The organism is Streptomyces auratus (assembly GCF_050433025.1).
Classification (GTDB): domain Bacteria; phylum Actinomycetota; class Actinomycetes; order Streptomycetales; family Streptomycetaceae; genus Streptomyces; species Streptomyces sioyaensis.
Genome location: NZ_JBNGCB010000001.1, coordinates 572,412 through 592,628 on the forward strand (window position 1 = coordinate 572,412; position 20,217 = coordinate 592,628).

1 protein-coding gene is annotated in these 20,217 nt (G+C 75.3%); it reads right to left on the minus strand.

The window, feature by feature from the left end:
• Positions 1-184: 184 nt before the first annotated feature.
• The gene (locus tag BKA18_RS02455) at positions 185-20,212 is read right to left on the minus strand and encodes a non-ribosomal peptide synthase/polyketide synthase (protein ID WP_366047745.1); all 20,028 of its coding nucleotides are present in this window, start codon (positions 20,210-20,212) and stop codon (positions 185-187) included.
• Positions 20,213-20,217 lie beyond the last annotated feature (5 nt).

The window sequence follows — 20,217 nt, forward strand, 5'->3', positions numbered from 1 at the left end:
CGGCTGCGCAGGCCGGGGCGGCCGGGAGGTCCGGTCCGGTGCGCCGGGCGGGCAGTCGACGACGTTCAGGGGTCTCCGGCAGCCGGTGCACGGAGACGGGTGCGGCGGAACGCAGCAGTGGGTGTGCGGTGTGTACCGCCGGGGCCGGGAGCGTGACGGGTGGTCCCGCCGGTCTCCCCCGGGCTCATACGCTGTCCCGGGCGTGCTGGGCGATCCGGCGCAGTGCTTCGGCGAAGTCCTCGGCGACCGCTCGTACCGTCGCTTCCTCGTGGATGCCGGGGCGGTAGTGCCAGGTGAAGGCGAGCCGCCCGTTCTGCACGGCGCCGACCGCTTCCAGCAGATGGGAGCCGCCGTCGCGCGGGTCGTGGTCCTGGCCGAAGGAGCCGTGCTCGGCGCGGACGAGTCCGCCGCCGGATCCGCCCGGCCGGGCGTCCCACTGGCCCAGGTAGTTGAAGACGATCTGCCCGCGGCCGGTGCGCTCCAGACGGGCGCGCACCTCGGCGGGGCCGTGGGTGCGCAGGGCACCGAAGCCGAGCCCGTTGCCGGGCACGGCGCGCAGTTGCCGCCGGACCGACTTGACCAGGGTGCGCCAGTCCCGTGACGGGCCGAGGTCCGCGGGGTCGGGCACCTGGAGGCCGACCGGGTAGACGGTGGTGAACCAGCCGACCGTACGGGAGAGGTCGACCCCGTCCAGGATGTCCTCCCGGCCGTGTCCTTCCAGATCCACGCAGACGCGGTCGCGGCCGGTCCAGCGCGCCAGCGCCAGGGCGAGTGCGGCCAGCAGGACGTCGTTGATGCGGGTGCGGTAGGCGGTGGGGGCCGCGCGAAGCAGCGCCGTGGTGTCCGCCTCGTCCAGCGTCACGGTCACCGTGCGGGCCGGCCGGGTCGGCGCGGCACCGTCGTGGTCGACCGGTAGCGGGGCGGGGGCCACGGCGTCCTCCCAGTACGGCAGTTCGTGGTCCAGCCCCCCTTCGGCGACGTGCGCGGCCAGGGCGCGGGACCAGTCCCGGAAGGCTGTGGTCCGCTCGCCCAGGGTCACCGGCCGGCCCTGTGCGGCCTGCTGGTAGGCGGTCTCCAGGTCGTCCAGGAGGATGCGCCAGGACACGCCGTCGACGACCAGGTGGTGGGCCACCAGGAAGAGGAAGGTGGGGCGGTCCGTGCCGCCGGTGAACAGCGCCGCCTTCAGCAGCGGGCCCTGGCCGATGTCGAAGCCCGAGTGGAGGTCGTCGGCGGCCTTCTCCATGGCCGCGTCGGCCTCGTCGGACGGCAGACCGGTCAGGTCGTGCCGGGTCAGCACGCGCGGGTCGGGGGACGGCGGTGGGTTGTGCTGGCGCCGACGGCCACTGTCCTCGGTGAACCGCATGCGGAGCGCGTCATGGTGGGTCAGGAGCGCGGCCAGGGCCGCCTCCAGAGCCGTGGGGTCGGGCTCGCCGTCCAGTTCGAGCAGCGCCGACTGGTTGAAGTGGTGCGGGTTGGCCCGGGGGGTGGCGAAGAACCAGTCCTGGATGGGGGTGAGGGGCAGGTCGCCGGTCACCGGGCCGTTGTCGGACCGCTCGGGTTCGGTGGTGACGACGCCCGCCAGTGCGGCCACCGTCTGGTGGGTGAACAGGTCCTTGGTGGCCAGGTGCAGTCCGGCCCGGCGCAGCCGGGAGACCACCTGCATGCTGAGGATCGAGTCGCCGCCCAGGTCGAAGAAGTTGTCGTCGGCCCCGACCGTGTCGAGGCCGAGGACATCGGCCCAGATCCGGGCGATCCGGCGTTCGGTGTCGGTGCGCGGCGCGACCTGGCCGGCGGTGGCGGCGGACGCCGGCTCGGGGTCGGGGAGGGCGCGGCGGTCGGTCTTGCCGTTGGGGGTCAGCGGCAGTTCGGCCAGCGGGACGAACACCGACGGCACCATGTGCGGCGGGAGGCTTGCGGCCAGGAAGTCGCGCAGTGCCGGGACGGGCAGTGGCTGCGCCGTCCCGCCAGCCGGGACGACGTAAGCGACCAGGCGCCCGGGGCCGGTGTCCGCCCGGCCGGCCGGGCCGGTGGCGCGGACGACGACCACGGCGTCGCGTACCTGGGGGCTGCGGCGCAGCGCGCTCTCGATCTCGCCGGGCTCGATGCGGAAGCCGCGCACCTTGACCTGGTCGTCGGCGCGTCCGGCGTAGCGGAGTGCGCCGTCGGCGCCCCAGCGCACCAGGTCGCCGGTGCGATACATCCGGCTGCCCGGAGTGGCGAACGGGTCGGCGACGAAGCGGGCCGCGGTCAGTCCCGGGCGGGCCAGGTAGCCGCGGGCGAGTCCGGCACCGGCCACGTACAGCTCGCCGGTGACACCGACCGGTACGGGGCGCAGGGCGGCGTCCAGGACGTAGGCCCGGGTGTTGTCGACGGGGCGGCCGATGGGCGGCGCGACCGCCTCCGGGACCAGCGGATCGGTCCAGGTGGCGACCACGGTGGCCTCGGTGGGGCCATAGGAGTTGATCATGCGGCGGCCGGGGGCCCAGCGTGCCACGAGATCGGCGGGGCAGGCCTCGGCGCCGACGATCAGGGTGCGCAGGTCCGGCAGGGTGCCGGCCGCCTCGGGCGGCACGGTGGCCAGTGCCGCGGGCGGGATCAGGGTGTGGGTGATCCGGCGCTCGGCGAGCACCTGGGCGAGGCGTTCGCCGAGCAGCGGCCCCTCCTCCCCCGCGATCAGCGTCGCTCCCGCGAGCAGCGAGATGCTCAGCTCCAGGACGGAGGCGTCGAAGCTGGGCGAGGCGAACTGGAGGACCCGGTCGCCGGGTTGGACGTCGTACCGGGCCGCGGCGGCCGAGGCGAAGCCGGCCAGGCCGGCGTGGGTGACGACCACCGCCTTGGGGGTGCCGGTCGAGCCGGAGGTGTAGATGACGTAGGCGGGGTGGCCGGTCCGCAGCGGCGCGCGGCGGTCCTGGTCGGTGGGTGCGGAGGCCGGGCCGTCCGCACACCAGACGGACTCCGGGTCGTCGAGGAGCACGGCTGCCGCGGAGTCGCGCACCATGAAGTCCCGCCGCTCGGCCGGGTAGGCGGGGTCGACGGGCAGGAACGCGCCGCCGGCCTTCGCCACGGCCAGCTGTGCCACCACCATCTCGGCCGAGCGGGGCAGTGCCAGGGCCACCAGGCGCTCGGGGCCGACGCCTTGGGCGATGAGCCGGTGCGCCAGCCGGTTGGCCGCGGTGTCCAGCTCGGCGAAGGTCAGCTCGCGGGTGCCCTGTACGAGAGCCACCGCGCCGGCTGTCCGGTCGGCCTGCCGCTGGAACAGCTCGGGCAGGGTGGCCGGGGGCACCGGGCGAACGGCGCCCTGCCGGTCGGTGAGCATCCGCCGCAGTGCGTCGGCGGGTGCCAGGGGCAGGGCGCCGAGCGGACGGTGGGGGTCGTCGGCGATACCGGTCAGCAGGGTGGTGAGCTGGTCGGCCATCCGCCGGGCGGTGGCGGTGTCGAAGAGGTCGGTGTTGTAGGTGAGCAGGCCGTGCAGGGCGCCGGAGTCCGTCTCGGCGAATTCCAGGGTGAGGTCGAAGGCGGCGTCGTCGCGGTCCGATTCGATGTCGCTCACCTGGAGGCCGGGCAGCTCCATCGCCTCGCCGGGCGCGTTCTGGAGCACCACCATGGCCTGGAAGAGCGGGGTGCGGCTGGTGTCACGGGCGGGCTGGACCTCGTCCACCACCTGCTCGAACGGCACGTCCTGGTGCGCGAAGGCATCCAGCACGGTGTCGCGGACGTCCGCCAGGAACGCGGGGAAGTCCTGTGCGGGGTCGACCGTCGACCGCAGGACCAGGGTGTTGACGAAGAAGCCGATCAGCCGCTGGGTCTCGGCGCGGTCGCGGCCCGAGGTGACGGTGCCGACCGCGATGTCCTGCTGGCCGGACAGCCGCGCGAAGAGGGCCTGGGCCGCGGCGACCAGCGTCATGAACAGGGTGGTCTGCCGGGTCCGGCCGAACTCCTTCAAGCGGTGGGCCGTCTCCGGGGGCAGGACGAGGCCGGTGGTCGCGCCGTTTCTGGTCTGCACGGGCGGGCGCGGCCGGTCGGCGGGCAGCTGAAGCGGCTCGACTCCGGTCAACCGCTCCTTCCAGTAGCGCAGTTGGTCCTCGGCGGCCGGGCCGGTACGTGCCGTCCGCTGCCAGTGGGCGACATCGGCGTACTGCACCGGGAGCGGGGGCAGCTCGGCCGTCGTGCCGTGCAGCGCGGCCCGGTAGAGGTGCGACAGGTCGCCGGTGAGTACGCCGGTCGACCAGCCGTCGGTGATGATGTGATGCAGCGTCAGAGTCAGTACGTGGTGGTCGTCCGCGAGCCGGACCAGTCCGGCGCGCAGCAGCGGGCCGCGGCGCAGGTCGAAGGGGCGGGTGCGCTCCTCGGCCAGCAACCGGTCCAGCGCGGCCGTGCGGTCGGCGGCGGGCAGGGACGACAGGTCTCGCAGCGGCAGCGGGACCTCCCGCGGCTGGTGGACGATCTGGACGCCCCGGCCGTCCACGCTGTCGAAGGTGGTCCGCAGCGACTCGTGCCGGGCCACCAGCGCCGTCAGGGCCGCGGCGAGCGCGGCGGTGTCGAGCCGGCCGCGCAGCCGCAGGGCGAGCGGGGTGACGTACTCGGTGCTCTCCGGCGTGAACGCGTCGAGGAACCAGAGGCGTTGCTGGGCGAAGGACAGCGGCAGCGGGGTGTCCCGGTCCACCGGGGTGAGGGCGCCGCCCTCCTCGGCGGGCTCCTCCGCCGCCGTGAGCAGCGCGGCGAGGGCGGCCGGGGTCGGGTGGGTGAACACGGCCCGCGGGGTCAGCTCGGTGCCGAACGCCTCCGCCAGCCGGGAGGCGAGCCGGATGCTCAGGATCGAGTCGCCGCCCAGCTCGAAGAAGTCGTCCGCCCTCCCGACCCGTGCCACACCGAGCACCTCGGCCCAGACCTGAGCGGTGCGGCGTTCGGCCTCGGTGCGCGGGGCGACCGGCTCCGGCCGGTCCGTTCCGGCGGCCGGCGCGGGCAGTGCCGCGCGGTCCACCTTGCCGTTGCCGCTCAGCGGCAGCGCCGCCAGGGGGACGAACGCCGTCGGGACGAGGTAGTCGGGCAGCGTGTCGCGGGCGTATCCGCGCAGCTCCTCGGTGTCGAGCCCGTCGTGGCCGACCACGTAGGCGACCAGGCGCTTGGCTCCGGGCCGGTGTTCGCGGGCCACCACGGCCACGTCCGCGACGGCCGGGTGGGCGGCCAGTGCCGCCTCCACCTCGCCGGGTTCGACGCGGAAGCCCCGGATCTTGACCTGGTCGTCGGCGCGGCCGAGGAACTCCACGGTGCCGTCGGGCCGTCGGCGGGCGAGGTCCCCGGTGCGGTACATCCGGGCGCCGGGCGGGCCGGACGGATCCGCGACGAAGCGCTCCGCGGTGGCCCCGGGGCGGCCGAGGTAGCCGCGGGCCACCCCCTCGCCGGCCAGGCAGAGTTCGCCCGCGGTGCCCGGCGGCACGGGGCGCATCCGGGAGTCGAGGATGTGGACGCGCATGTCGTCCAGCGGGTGGCCGATCGGCACCGCGGCGGGGACTGCGGCGGCGTCGGTCATGGCGAAGGACGTCGCGAAGGTCGTGGTCTCGGTCGGGCCGTAGCCGTCCACGACGGACAGGTCCGGGCAGGCGGACAGCGCCCTGCGCACGGCGGCGGCCGGTACGACGTCGCCGCCGGTCCACACCTGGCGCAGCCCCGCGAAGCAGTCCGGCGCGTCCTGGGACAGCAACCGGAACAGCCCGGCCGTCAGCCACAGCGCCGTCAGCTCTCCCCCGGCGGCCAGCCGCCGCAGGAGGGCCGCGTCCACCGTGCCGGGCGGGGCGACCACGATCCGGCCGCCGTTCAGCAGCGGCGCCCAGACCTCGAAGGTGGCGGCGTCGAAGGCCACCGGCGAGTGCAGCAGCACCCGGGCGAAGTCGGGGCCGGCGAACCGGCTGTCGGTGGCGAGCGCCGCCACGTCCCGGTGGCGCACCCCGACGGCCTTGGGGGTGCCGGTCGACCCGGAGGTGAACATCACGTACGCCAGCCGGTCCGGGTCGGCGGGCGGCAGCAGCGCCTGCGCCGCGGCGGGGCCGGCGGTCCGCGCGGCGGTGACCTCCTCGGCGGTCAGCCGGGCCGTCGCTCCCGCCTGGTCGAGCAGCATCCGGCGGCGTTCCGCGGGGGCCCGGCCGTCCACGGGCAGATAGGCGCCGCCCGCTTTGAGCACCGCCAGCTGGGCGACCACGAGCGCGGCCGAGCGGTCCATGAGCAGGGCGACCCGGTCCTCGGGGGCCAGGCCGCCGGCCAGCAGCCGGTGGGCCACCCGGTCCGACCAGTCGGCGAGCTGACGGTACGTCACGTCCAGGCCGTCGTCGGTGAGCGCGATCGCGTCCGGGGTACGGCGCACCTGTGCGGCGAACCGGTACACCGGCGAGCCGGCCCGGGCGTGGCGGGCGGGGGTGTTCCACCGGCGCAGTACCGCGCGGTCGGCGTCGGTGAGCAGGCCGAGGTCGTCCAGGCGCCGGTCGGTGCCGTCGGCGACCGCGGTCAGCAGGGTCTCCAGGCGGTCCGCGGCTCGCTGCACCGTCTCCCGGTCGAACAGCGTCCCGTCGTAGGCGAGGTCGAAGCCGAGGCGGTCGTCCAGGTAGGCGCGCAGGCACAGCGGGAAGGTGGTGGCGTCCTCGGCGCGCACGTCCTGGATGCGGATGCCCGCACCGGTGGCGGCGGCCTCGTCGAAGGGGTAGTTCTCGAAGACCACCATGCTGTCGAACAGCGCCTCGCCCGAGGGGAGTTCGCTGAGGGACTGGATGCGGGCGAGCGAGACGAAGTCGAAGCGGCGGGAGTCGCTCTGCTGCTCCTGGAGGCCGCGCAGCCACGGCAGCACGCCCTGGGAAGGGTCGATCACGGCGCGCGTCGGGACGGTGTTGATGAACATGCCGACCATGGCCTCCACCCCCGGCAGTTCGGCCGGGCGGCCGGAGACCGTGGTGCCGAACACCACGTCCTGGCGGCCGCTGTAGCGGGCCAGCAACAGCGCCCAGGCACCCTGAACCACGGTGTTGACGGTCAGTCCGCTCCGCCGGGCCGTGCAGCGCAGCCGCTCGGAGGTCTCGGGGGTGAGCTCCAGGTGCACCAGGGCGCCCGAGCGGGCGCGGTGCGCCTCGACGGGTGGCCGGTCGTAAGGCAGCGGGGTGCGGGCGGTGAACCCGGCGAGGGTGTCCCTCCAGTGCCGCTCGGCCTCCTCCTCGTCCTGCTCGGCCAGCCAGTGCAGGAACTCCCGGAACGGGCGGCGGGCCGGCGGCCGGACGGTAGTGCCCTCGACGGCCGCCGCGTACTGCGCGCACACGTCGGCGAAGAGCGCTCCGGTGCTCCAGCCGTCGAGCATCAGGTGGTGCGAGGACCACACCAGCACGATCTCGTCGCCGGGCAGCGCCGCCACCGCGATCCGGCTCAGCGGTGCACGGGTCACGTCCAGGCCGGCCGCCCGGTCCGCGGCGAGCAGTTCCGCGAGCGCGCGCTCGCGCTCGTCGGGGGTCAGGGTCCGCCAGTCGTGGTGGACGACGGGCAGGACGGCGTGGCGGTGCACGACCTGCACCGGGTGGGGCAGGCCCTGCCAGTGGACGCTGCTGCGCAGCGCCGGCGTGTGGTCGGCGACGGTCTGCCAGGCCGCGGCGAACGCCTGCGGATCGGCGACCCCGGAGATCCGCAGGGCCATCTGGTCGAAGTAGGCGCCCGCCTCGTCGACCAGCCCGTGGAAGAGCATGCCGGCCTGGAGCGGGGTGAGCGGGTGGATGTCCGCGACGTGCTGTCCGTCGCCCGCGACCAGGTCCACCTGGCGCTGGTCGAGCCCGGCGAGCGGGAAGTCGGACGGGGTGCGGCCGCCGGTGTCCGGCCGGGCGCAGTGCGCGACGATCTCGCCCAGCGCCGCGGCGGTGTCCTCGGCGAGGCGGCGCACGGTGGACTCGTCGTAGCGCGCGGGCGAGTAGGTCCAGCCGAGTTCGAGCCGGCCGTCCTGGACGACGCCCGTCACGTCGAGCAGGTAGGTGCGCTCCTCGTCGGGGTCGGTGTCCGCGCCGGCCGGCGGCAGGGCGGCGCGGTAGAGTCCGCCGCCGTCCGACTCGGTGCCGGACGCGAGGTCCCACTGGCCGTGGTAGTTGAAGCCGATCTGCGGCGCCGGGGCTCCGTGCAGCGGGCCCGGCCGGCCGAGGTGGCGCAGGGCGCCGTAGCTCAGGCCGCGCAGCGGGACGGCGCGCAGCTGCTCCTTGACGGACCGTACGGTCTCGCGCCAGTCCGCGTCGGGGGCGACGGTCAGGGCGAGCGGGAATTCGGCCGTGAACCAGCCGACGGTGCGCGACAGGTCCAGGTCGTCGAAGAGGTCCTCGCGGCCGTGTCCCTCGACGCCGAGGAGCACGGTGTCCTGGCCGCTCCAGCGGGCCAGGGTGCGGCCGAGGGCGCTCAGCAGGACGTCGTTGACCTGGGTGCGGTAGACGTCGGGGACCTGGCGCAGCAGGGCGTGTGTCTCGGTGCGGCCCAGGCGGACGGTGAGGGTGGCGGCCTCGCCGTGGGTGTTGCTGCCCTCCCGGTCGGTGGGGAGGCCGGCGGGGGCCGCACAGGTGCGGGTCCAGTACGCCAGGTCGCCGTCGAGGGCGCCGGAGCGGGTGTGCTGTGCCAGGCGGGCCGCCCAGTGACCGTAGCCGCTGCTCGCCTGGGGCAGGCAGGCCGGCCGCCCGGCGGCGGCGTGGCCGTAGGCGGTTTCCAGGTCGCCGAGCAGGATGCGCCAGGACACCCCGTCGATCGCCAAGTGGTGGACGGTGAGCAGGAGTTGGGCGGGGAGGCCGGGCCCGCGGTCGAAGTACAGGACCTGTACGACCCGGCCCTCGGTGGGGTCGAGGGCGCTCTGTGCGGCGGTGGCCGCGCGCTGGACGGCCGCCTCCTGGGCCGGCTCGTCGAGTCCGGTCAGGTCGTGCCGGGTGAAGACCTCGCCGGGGGCGGTGGGCAGCACTTCCTGGTGCCAGGTGCCGTCGGTGCGGCGGAAGCGGGTGCGCAGCGCCTCATGCTGGGCGACCAGGGCACCGGCCGCCTGCCGCAGCGCCTCTTCCGCGCTGTCCGGGGCCAGTTCCAGCCGCTGGGTCATGGTGAAGCGCAGCGCGTCGCCGGGCCGCCGGTCGTCCAGGTACCAGTGCTGGATGGGGGTGAGCGGTGCCGGTCCGGCCGGGGCCGGGACGGCGTCGGCGGGCGGCGGGGTCACGGCGTCGGTGCGCAGGGCGAGTTCCGCGATCGTCTGGTGGCGGAAGACGTCCTTGGAGGTGAGGGCGAGGCCGGCCCGGCGAGCCCGGGAGACGATCTGGATGCTGAGGATCGAGTCGCCGCCGAGGGCGAAGAAGTTGTCCTCGACGCCGACGCGGGTGATGCCGAGCACCTCCGCCCAGATGCCGGCGAGGCGGGTCTCGGTGTCGTTGCGCGGCGCCACGTGGTGCGTCGCGGTGTCCGGCTGCGCCGGGGGCGCGGGCAGGGCGCGCCGGTCGGTCTTGCCGCTGCTGGTCCGCGGCACCCGCTCCAGCGCGACGAACGCCGCGGGGACCATGTAGTCCGGCAGCGTGCGGCGCAGCCGGACCCGCAGTTCCTCGGCCGGGGGTGTCCGCTCCCCGGTGGGGACCACATAGGCCACCAGCCGCGCCCGGCCGTCGTCTTCCCGCGCCACCACCACGGTGTCCGCGACCTCGGGGTGGGCCAGGAGGGCCGCCTCGATCTCGCCTGGCTCGATACGGAAGCCGCGGATCTTGACCTGGTCGTCGGTGCGCCCCAGGAACTCCAGCAGCCCCTGCGCGTCGTGGCGCGCGCGGTCGCCGGTGCGGTACATGCGGGTGCCGGGCGGGCCGAACGGGTCGGCGACGAAGCGCTCGGCGGTGAGCCCGGGCCGCCCCCGGTAGCCGCGGGCCACCTGGGCACCGGCCAGATACAGCTCGCCCGGTACCCCGGCCGGCACCGGCTGCAGCCGCCCGTCGAGCACATAGGCGCGCAGGTTGTGGCCCGGCCGGCCGATGACGGGCCGCTCGGCGTGGTCGGTGAAGCGGCCGTAGACGGCGTCGACGGTGCACTCGGTGGGGCCGTAGACGTTGTACGCGGTGAGGCCGTCGGTCTCCCGCAGCTCCCGCCACAGCGGCGTGCCGATGGCCTCGCCGCCCACCATGAGGAGGCGTGGACGGTGGCCCTCGCCGGTGAACAGACCGGCGGCCAGCAGCTCGTGCAGGAAGGTCGGTGTCACATCGACGACGTCCAGGCGCTGTGCGGCGATCTGCCCGACGAACGCGGCCGGGTCCAGGCGGACGTCCTCGTCGATGAGGTGGACCTGCTGGCCCAGCGCCAGCAGCAACGGGCCTTCCCACGAGGTGTCGAAGGAGAAGGCGGCGCTGAGCGCGAAGCGCAGTTGCTCTCCCCCGGTGGTGTGCGGGGCGACGAGCCCGGCCCGATGGTCGTGGCAGAGGTTGACCAGCTGGCGGTGTTCGACGGCGACGCCCTTGGGCCGGCCGGTGGAGCCCGAGGTGTAGTTGAGGTACGCGGTGTGGGCACCGCACAGCGGCGCGATCCGGTCGGCGTCGGTGGGGTTGTGGGTGGGCAGCCCGTCCAGCGGGGCGTCGCGCAGCGTGTCGGCGGTCACGACGGTCTGCGGCGCGGCGTCCGCGAGCAGGAACGCGATGCGGTCCTCGGGCAGGTCCGGGTCCAGGGAGAGCTGGGTGCCGCCCGCCTTGAGGACGGCGAGCAGCGCCACCACCATGTCCGAGGTGCGCGGCAGCCGGACGGCGACCACCCGCTCCGGGCCGGCGCCGAGGCCGATGAGGTGGTGGGCCAGCCGGTTGGCGCGGGTGTTCAGGGTGGCGAAGTCCAGGGTGGCGTCCCGGGCCACCAGGGCGGTGGCGTGCGGGGTGCGGGCGGCCTGGGCCTCGAAGAGCTCGGGGAAGGTGGTGTCCGGTACGGGCAGCGGCTCGCCCTGCCACTCCTCCAGCACCTGCCGGCGCTCCGGGGCGGACAGCAGCGGCAGTTCGCCCACCGCCCGTCCGGGGTCCTCCGCGACCGCCTCCAGCAGCAGCCGCAGCCGGCCGGTCATCCGCCGCACGGTGGCCGCGTCGAAGAGGTCGGTGTTGTACTCCACGAACGCGGTGAGGCCGCCGTCGCGCTCGACGAAGTCGAAGCCGAGGTCGAAGGAGGCGTGGCGGACCGGCGGCTGGACGGTCTCGACGTCCAGGCCCTCCAGCCGCGGGGCCTCGCCGCCCAGGTTGTGCAGCGCGACCATGACCTGGAACAGGGGGGTGCGGCTGGTGTCCCGCTCCGGCTGGAGGACGTCCACGAGCCGTTCGAAGGGCACGTCCTGGTGGGCGAAGGCGTCCAGCACGGTGGAGCGCACCTCCGCCAGCAGGGCGCTGAACGGGCGGTCCGCGGACACCCGGCTGCGCAGCACCAGGGTGTTCACGAACATCCCGACCAGGTGCTCCAGTTCGGGGCGTTCGCGTCCGGAGGCGACGGTGCCGACCGCGATGTCCTCCTGGTCGGCCCAGCGGGCGAGGAGGACCTGGCAGGCCGCGAGCAGCGTCATGTAGAGGGTGGCGTCGGCGCCGCGGCCGGTCTCCCGCAGCCGCTCGGTCAGCCCGGCGGGCAGCGCGAACTCCAGCAGGGCGCCGTTCTTGGTCCGGACGGCCGGCCGCGGCCGGTCGGTCGGCAGCTCCAGCGGGGCGACACCGTCCAACTGGGTCTTCCAGTAGGCGAGTTGCTCGTCTGCCTGGTGGGTCCGCGCGCGCTGCCAGACCGCGTAGTCGGCGTACTGGACGGGCAGCGGGGGCAGGTCCGGGCGGCGGTCGTGCCGGGCCGCCGCGTACAGCTCGCCCAGATCCCGGCCGAGCACGGCGGTGGACCAGCCGTCGGTGACGATGTGGTGCATGGCCAGGGTCAGCATGTGCTCGTCGGCGGCGAGGCGGATCAGCCGGGTGCGCAGCAGCGGTCCGGTGCCCAGGTCGAAGGGGGTGGCGCCGTCGCGTGCCAGCAGGTCGTCGAGCGCGCCGCGGCGGGCCTGCGGCGCGAGGGCCGACAGGTCGTGCAGCGGCAGGTCCACCGGAGCGGGGGCGTGCACGTGCTGGTGGGCGTGGCCGTCCTGTTCGGCGAAGGTGGTACGCAGCGGTTCGTGCCGGGCCACCAGGGCGTCCAGGGCGGTGCGCAGGGCGGCCTGGTCGAGGGGGCCGCCGAGCCGCAGGACGAAGAAGGTCAGGTACTCGGTGCTGTCCGGCTCGAAGCGGTCCAGGAACCACAGGCGCTGCTGGGCGAAGGACAGCGGCACCGCGGCGGCGCGGTCGGCCACCGGTATCGCGTCGGCCGCCGCCGGGCGGACCTCAGCCGGACCGGGCAGGGCGGCTGCCAGCGCGGCCACCGTCGGCCGGGTGAACAGCAGCCGGGGCGAGACCTCGGCACCGAGGGCGGCGCGCAGCCGGGAGGTGACGCGGATGGCGAGGATCGAGTCGCCGCCCAGCGCGAAGAAGTTGTCCTCCGCGCCCACGTCCCCGGCGTCCAGCACCTCGGCCCACACCCGGGCCACGAGGCGCTCCGCCTCGGTGCGCGGGGCGGTGCGGTCCGCGCCGGCGGCGTAGCCGTCCGGGCCGGGGGCGGGCAGCGCCCGGCGGTCGAGCTTGCCGTTGACGGTCAGTGGCAGCGCGTCCAGGGCGACATAGGCGGCCGGCACCATGTGTGCGGGCAGGGTCTGCTCCAGGTGGGCACGCAGTACGGCGGCGGGCGGCGGGGCGTCCTGGCCCGCGCCCACGACGTGGGCGACCAGCCGCCGCACGCCGGGGGTGTCCTCGCGGACGTCCACCACGGCCGCGCCGATGCCGGGGTGGGCGTGCAACGCGGCCTCGATCTCGCCGAGTTCGATGCGGAACCCGCGGATCTTGACCTGCTGGTCGGCGCGGCCGAGGTACTCCAGGGTGCCGTCGGCCCGCCACCGGGCCCGGTCGCCGGTCCGGTACATCCGGGTGCCGGGCGGGCCGAAGGGGTGGGCGACGAACCGCGTGGCGGTCAGGCCGGGGCGGTGCAGATAGCCGCGGGCCAGGCCCTCCCCCGCCACGTACAGCTCGCCGACGGCGCCGTGCGGCACCGGGGCGAGGTCGCCGTCGAGGACATGGACGCGCAGGTCGGGGAGGCCGGAGCCGATGGCGCTGGCGGTGGCTCCGGTCACGGTGGCGCGGTCGAGCGGGGCGTAGGAGACGTGCACGGTGGTCTCGGTGATGCCGTACATGTTGACCAGGGCGGGTGCGGTGTCGGGGTGCCGCTCGTACCAGTCGGCCAGCCGTGCCAGGTCCAGCGCCTCGCCGCCGAAGATCACCGTGCGCAGGCTCAGGCGGGCGCTGAGGTCGGGGTGTTCGGCGTCCGCGCGCATCAGGGGGTAGAACGCGGAGGGCGTCTGGTTGAGCACGGTGACCCGTTCGTCCGCCAGCAGGCGCAGGAACTCCTCGGGGGCGCGGGCGGTGTCGTGCGGGACGACGACGAGCCGGCCGCCGTGCAGCAGCGCGCCCCAGATCTCCCAGACGGAGAAGTCGAAGGCGTAGGAGTGGAAGAGCGTCCACACGTCGTGCTCGTCGAAGCCGAACCAGTGGCGGGTGCGGGAGAACAGCCGCACCACGTTGGCGTGCGGGACGACCACGCCCTTGGGCAGGCCGGTGGAGCCCGAGGTGTAGATGGTGTAGGCGGGCGACTCCGGCAGCGGGCGGCGGGCGGTTTCCGGGCCGGTGGCGGGGCGTTCGGCCAGGTCGTCGCGGACCGCGGGATCGTCGAGCAGCAGCCGGGGGACGTCCGCCTCGGGGAGCCGCCCGGCGACGGCGGTGGTGGTCACCAGCAGGGCCGGGGTGGCGTCGGTGAGCAGGTGGGCGATGCGGCCGCCGGGGAGCTCGGGGTCGACGGGGAGGTAGGCGGCGCCGGTCTTCAGCACCGCCACGATCGCCACGATCAGGTCCGCCGAGCGGGGCAGGGCGAGCGCCACGAAGCGCTCGGGACCGGCGCCGTACTCGGCCAGCCGGTGGGCCAGCCGGCCCGCCCGCGCGTCGAGTTCGGCGTACGAGAGAGTGACGCCGGCGCAGGTCACGGCGGTGGCGTCGGGGGTACGGGCGGCCTGCGACGCGAAGAGGTCGACCAGGGTCGCCTCGGGACGGCCGTGCTCGGTGCCGTTCCAGTCGACCAGCATCCGGCGGCGTTCCTCGGCGGTCGTCCACGCCAGCTCGCGCAGCGGGCGGTCCATGTCGGCGGCGAGCTCCGCGAGCAGCAGGCACAGCCGGTCGGCGAGCGCGCGGACGGTGGCGGGATCGAAGAGGTCGGGGTCGTAGGCGAGGTCGAAGCCGAGGCGGTCGCTGTGGTGGGCGCGCAGCACCAGCGGGAAGTTGGTTGCGTCCCGGGAGGTGACCTGCGCGAGGCGCACCCCGGCGCCGGAGGTCCGGGCCTCGTCGAAGGGGTAGTTCTCGAAGGCGACCATGCTGTCGAACAGTGCGGTGCCGGCCGGTACGTCGCTGAACGCGGCGAGCTGCGCCAGCGAGACGGCCTCGAAGCGCCGGGACTCGGACTGGGCGTCCTGGAGCTCTCGCAGCCAGCCGACGGCGGTGCGGTGCCCGTCGACCCGTACCCGGGTGGGCAGGGTGTTGATGAACATCCCGACCATCGACTCGACGCCGTGCAGGGTGTCCGGGCGGCCGGAGACGGTGGTGCCGAACACCACGTCCGGCTCTCCGCTGTAGCGGGCCAGCAGCAGTGCCCAGGCGCCCTGCACCACCGTGTTGAGGGTCAGTCCGGCGCGCCGGGCGGTGCCCAGCAGCTCCGCGGAGCGCTCGACGGGCAGGCTCACCGTCAGCACCTCGGCGGAGCGGGCCCGGTGGGCCTCCCGGGGCGGGCGGTCGCAGGGCAGCGGCGTCGGGGTGGCGAAACCGGCGAGGACGGCGCGCCAGTGCTCCTCGGCCGCGCGGCCGTCCCGGCCCGACAGCCAGCGGACGTAGTCGCCGAAGGGACGGCGGGCGGGCGGCGCCGGTTCGTGGCCGGCGACGAGCGCGGCGTACTCCTCGCAGACCTCGGTCAGCACCTGGGCCAGGCTCCAGCCGTCCAGGATCAGATGGTGCGAGGTCCACAGCAGCCGCAGGACTCCGCCGGGCAGCTGGATCAGGGTGAGCCGCATCAGCGGTGGGGTGCCCAGGTCCAGGCCGCGCTCCAGGTCCTCGGCCTGGAGCCGGGCGAGTTCGGCCGTGCGCTGGTCCTCGTCGAGTGCGCGCCAGTCGAGGTGGACGACGGGCACGGTCGCCCGGCGGTGCACGAGCTGGAGCGGTACGGGCACGCCCTCCCAGACGACCGAGGTGCGCAGCACCGGTGTCCGGTCGGCCACCCGCTGCCAGGCCCGGGCGAACGCCCGCGGGTCGGCGACCCCTTCGAGCAGCAGGGTGGCCTGGTCGAGGTACACGTCGTCCGCGCCGCCCACCAGGCGGTGGAAGAGCATGCCCTCCTGGAGCGGGGTCAGCGGATAGATGTCCTCGACGGCGCGGCCGTCGCCGGCCAGCCGGTCCACGCCGGCCTGGTCGAGGCGGGCCAGCGGGAAGTCGGAGGGGGTGCGGCCGCCGTTGTCCGGCCGGGCGCAGTGGGCGGCGAGGGCGGTCAGCGCGCGGACCGTGCCGTCCGCCAGGTTCCGGACGGTGCTCTCGTCGTGCACCTGGTCGCTGTAGTGCCAGGTGATTTCCAGGACGCCGTCGGCCACCACGGCCGAGATGTCCAGCAGGTGGTCGAGCACCTCATCGGCGGCCAGGTCGCGGCCGGGGGCCGCACCGGCGGGGGTGAAGTCGCCGTCGTGCGCGCTCTCCCACTGGCCGTGGTAGTTGAAGCAGACCTGGGGCAGGGGCAGTGCGCGCAGGGCGCCGGCGGCCGGGTCGGGTGAGCCCAGGCGGGCGAGCGCCTCGTAGCCGAGACCGCGCCGGGGGACGGCGCGCAGCCGCTCCTTGACCGCCTTGAGCGTGCCGCCCCAGTCCGGCTCGTGCGGTGGGCCGGCCAGGGTGAGCGTCACGGGGTACTGGGTGGTGAACCAGCCGACGGTCCGGGACAGATCGGCGCCGTCGCCTGCCGCCTCGTGGAGCTCCTCACGGCCGTGCCCCTCCAGGGCCACCGTCACCCGGTCCGTGCCCGCCCAGTCGGCGAGCACCCGGCCGACCGCGCTGAGCAGCACATCGTTGATCTGGGTCCGGTACACGCCGGGGACCCGGCGCAGCAGGGCCTCGGTGGTGTCGCGGTCCAGGCGCGCGCGGACGGTGCGGGCGGACCCGGCGAGCGGGGTGCCGGGGCGGTCGGCCGGCAGCGGGGTGCGCGGCGCCTCGCTCTCGGTGCGCCAGTAGGCCAGGTCGTCGTCCAGGCCGCCGTCCCGTACGTGGCGGGAGAGGACGGTGGCCCAGGTGGTGAACGGTGTGGTGGCGGGCTCCAGTTGGACCGGCTCGTCGGCGGCGGCCTGGTGGTAGGCGCGCTCCAGGTCGGCGAGCAGGATGCGCCAGGAGACGCTGTCCACCGCGAGGTGATGGGCCGTCAGGAACAGCTGGGGCCGGTCGCCGGAGTTCGGGGGGAACAGGACGGCGCGCAGCAGGGTGCCGGTGGTCAGGTCGAGGGCCGCGCGGGCGGCGTCGGCCGCCGCGGTGCGGGCGGCGTCCCGTGCGGCGCCGGTGGTCCCGGACGGGGCGTGCCGGGTCAGCAGGCCGGGGGCGACGGGAGCACCGGGGTGCTGGCGCCAGGTGTCGCCGGTACGGACGAACCGGGTGCGCAGCGCCGGATGGTGGGCGGCCACGGCGTGCAGGGCCCGCTCCAGGGCGTCCTGGTCGAGGTCGCGGGGCAGGTCGAGCAGCATCGACATGGTGAAGTGCCGCAGCGGCCCGTGGGTGGCGAAGAACCACTCCTGGATGGGGGTGAGCGGGGCCGGGCCGGTCGCCTCCGGCTGCCGGGGCACGGGGGCCGGGGCGCTGCGCTGGTCCACGGCGGCGGCCAGTTCGGCGACGGTCTGGTGCTGGAAGACGTCCCGGGAGGTCAGGTGCAGGCCGGCGGCGCGGGCCCGGGAGACCGCCTGGATGCTGAGGATCGAATCGCCGCCCAGCTCGAAGAAGTTGTCGTCGGCGCCCACCTGCGCGACGCCGAGCACCGCGGACCAGATCCCGGCCAGCGTCCGCTCGGCAGGGGTGCGCGGCGCCACGAACTCCCGCTCGCGCGCGGCCGTGTCGAGGTCGGGGGCGGGCAGCGCGCGGCGGTCCAGCTTGCCGCTGCTGTTCAGCGGCAGGACGTCGAGGACGACGAAGGCGGCGGGCACCATGGGGCCGGGCAGGGTGCGCTGGAGCGCGGCCCGCAGCTCGGCGGCGGCGGGCGGCCCGGCCTGGGTGGCGGGCGTCACGTAGGCGGCGAGCCGGGCGTGGCCGTGCACGTCGTCGACGGCGACGACGGCCGCCTCGGCGACGGCCGGCAGCGCCCGCAGGGCCGCCTCGATCTCGCCCGGTTCGATGCGGTGGCCGCGGATCTTGACCTGGTCGTCGGCGCGGCCGAGGTAGTCGAGCCGTCCGTCGGCCGTCCAGCGGGCGAGGTCGCCGGTGCGGTACATCCGGCTGCCGGGCGGACCGAACGGGTCCGCCACGAACCGGGCGGCTGTCAGTCCGGGCCGGTGCAGATAGCCGCGCGCGACCTGGTCGCCCGCCAGGTAGAGCTCGCCGCCGACGCCGGGCGGCACCGGCTGGAGCCGGTGGTCGAGGACATGGGCGCGGACGTTGGCCAGCGGCCGCCCCACCACGGGCCGCCCGGTGCCCTCGATGCGGCAGGCCAGCGCGTCGACGGTGCACTCGGTGGGGCCGTAGAAGTTGTACGCGGCGACGTCGGGCAGCGCCGACAGCTCCCGCCACAGGTCGGGGCCGACCGCCTCGCCGCCCAGCATCAGCAGCCGGGGGTGGTGGCGGGGGTCGGTGAGCAGTCCGGCGGGCAGCAGCTGGCGCAGGTAGGAGGGGGTCAGGTCGAGGAAGTCGATGCGGTGGGCGACGACGTACTCGACCAGGGCGGCCGGGTCGAGCCGGGTCGCCTCGTCGACCAGGTGCAGCCGGTGGCCGTCGGCCATCAGCAGCACGCCCTCCAACGACGTGTCGAAGGAGAACGACGCGGTCAGGGCCACCCGCAGCGGGCCGCCGCCGGCCGCGGCGACGAAGCCGTAGCGGTGGCCGGCGAGCAGGTTCGTCAGGCACCGGTGGGCCACGGCCACCCCCTTGGGGCGGCCGGTGGAGCCGGAGGTGTAGATGACGTAGGCGGGGTGGCCGGGGAGCAGCGGGGTGCGGCGGTCGGCGTCGGTGGGGTCGCTCGCGCGCGCCGACGCGGGCACCTCGCGCAGCGCCGCCTCGTCGAGCACCAGCAGCGGCCGGGCGTCCGCCAGCAGGAAGTCCAGCCGCTCGGCGGGAAGTTCGGGGTCGAGGGGCAGGTATCCGGCGCCGGACTTGAGGACGGCGAGGATCGCCACGACCATGTCGGCGGTGCGCGGCAGCCGCAGCGCGACGAGCTGTTCGGGGCCCGCGCCGCGGTCGATGAGGTGGTGGGCCAGCCGGTTGGCGCGGGCGTTGAGCGCGGCGTAGTCGAGCGTGGTGTCGCCGGCGACCAGGGCCGTGGCGTGCGGGGTGCGGGCCGTCTGCGCCTGGAACACCTCGGGGTAGGTGGCGGGGGTGACGGGGAGCGCGGTGTCGTTCCACTCGGTGGTCAGTCGCCGCCGCTCGCGCGCCGAGAGCAGGGACAGCTCGCCCAGCGGGCGGTCCGGTTCGGCGGTCACGCCGTCGAGCAGGAGCAGCAGTTGCTCGGCCATCCGCGCCACCGTCGAGGCCTCGAACAGATCGGTGCGGTACTCCAGGAGGCCGGTCAGCCCCTCGCCGTCGGGGACGAACTCGACGCTCAGATCGAAGGTGGCGGCCTGGCGGGGCACGGTGACGTTCTCGGCGGTCAGCCCGCGCAGGCCGGGGGCCTCGGGCGGGGCGGGGTGCAGCAGCACCATGACGTCGAAGAGCGGGTTGCGGCCCGCCTGGCGTTCCGCCCCCACGGCCTCCACCAGCCGCTCGAAGGGGGTGTCGTCATGGGCGAAGGCGTCGAGGACGGTGCCGGCCGCGGTGTCCAGCAGGTCGCGGTAGGGGCGGGCGGTGTCGACCGGGCAGCGCAGCACGACGGTGTTGACGAAGAAGCCGACCGCGCGCTCCAGTTCGGTGCGGCCGCGCCCGGGCGTCAGCGAGCCGACGCTGATGTCGTCCTGCCCCGACCAGCGGGCGAAGAGCGCCTGGCAGGCCGCGATCAGCGCGGTGAACAGGGTGGTGTGCTGCTCGGCCGCCAGCTGGCGCAGACCGGCCGTGGTCCGCGGCGGGACGCGGAACTCGTGGACCGCGCCGCCTCCGGACTCCGCGCCGCTGCGGGGACGGTCGAGCGGCAGCTCCAGCGGCGCGGCCCGGTCCAGCTGCTTGGTCCAGTAGGAGAGTTGCTCGGCGAGCAGGGCGCCGGTCAGCCGGCCGCGCTGCCAGACGGCGTAGTCCGGGTACTGGGTCGCCACGGGTGCGAGCGCGGGCGTCTCACCGTGGGCCAGGGCGTCGTAGAGCGTGCACAGTTCGTCCAGCAGGACGCCCATGGACCAGCCGTCGGTGACGATGTGGTGCGCGGTGAGCAGCAGGACGTGCTCGTCGGCGGCCAGGCGCACCAGCAGGGCTCGCAGCAGCGGCCCGGTGCGCAGGTCGAACGGGCGGGAGTACTCCGTCAGCAGCAGCTCGTCCAGCGCCGCGTGGCGCCGGCCGGGCTCGTCCGCGCCCGGATCGCCTTCATGATCCTGATTGTGCGTCAGATCGCTGACCGATAGCGGCACCGGAGCGGCCGGGTGCACGGTCTGCACGGGCCGGCCGTCGATGTCGTCGAACGTGGTCCGCAGCGCCTCGTGGCGCTCCAGCGCGGCGTCCAGCGCCCCGGACAGCGCGGCCCGGTCCAGGCCGCCGGTCAGCCGCAGCGCGACCGCGCTGTTGTAGCGGCAGTCGCCGGGCCGGAGCTGGTCGAGGAACCACAGGCTCTGCTGGGCGAAGGAGAGCGGCAGCGGCTCGGACCGGTCCGCCCGGGGGATGGTCTCGCGGGCCTTTGCGGCCGGTCCGCCGGTCTGCCCCGCCAGGCGGCGGCGCAGTGCTTCCTGCAGCTCCTGCGGCAGCGCCGCGGCGCGGCCCTTCTTCGAAGACGTCATGGGGT

Bases quoted from the DNA above. Each gene is read 5' to 3' on its own strand.
- BKA18_RS02455 (WP_366047745.1), bottom strand. From the start codon at position 20,212: ATGACGTCTTCGAAGAAGGGCCGCGCCGCGGCGCTGCCGCAGGAGCTG.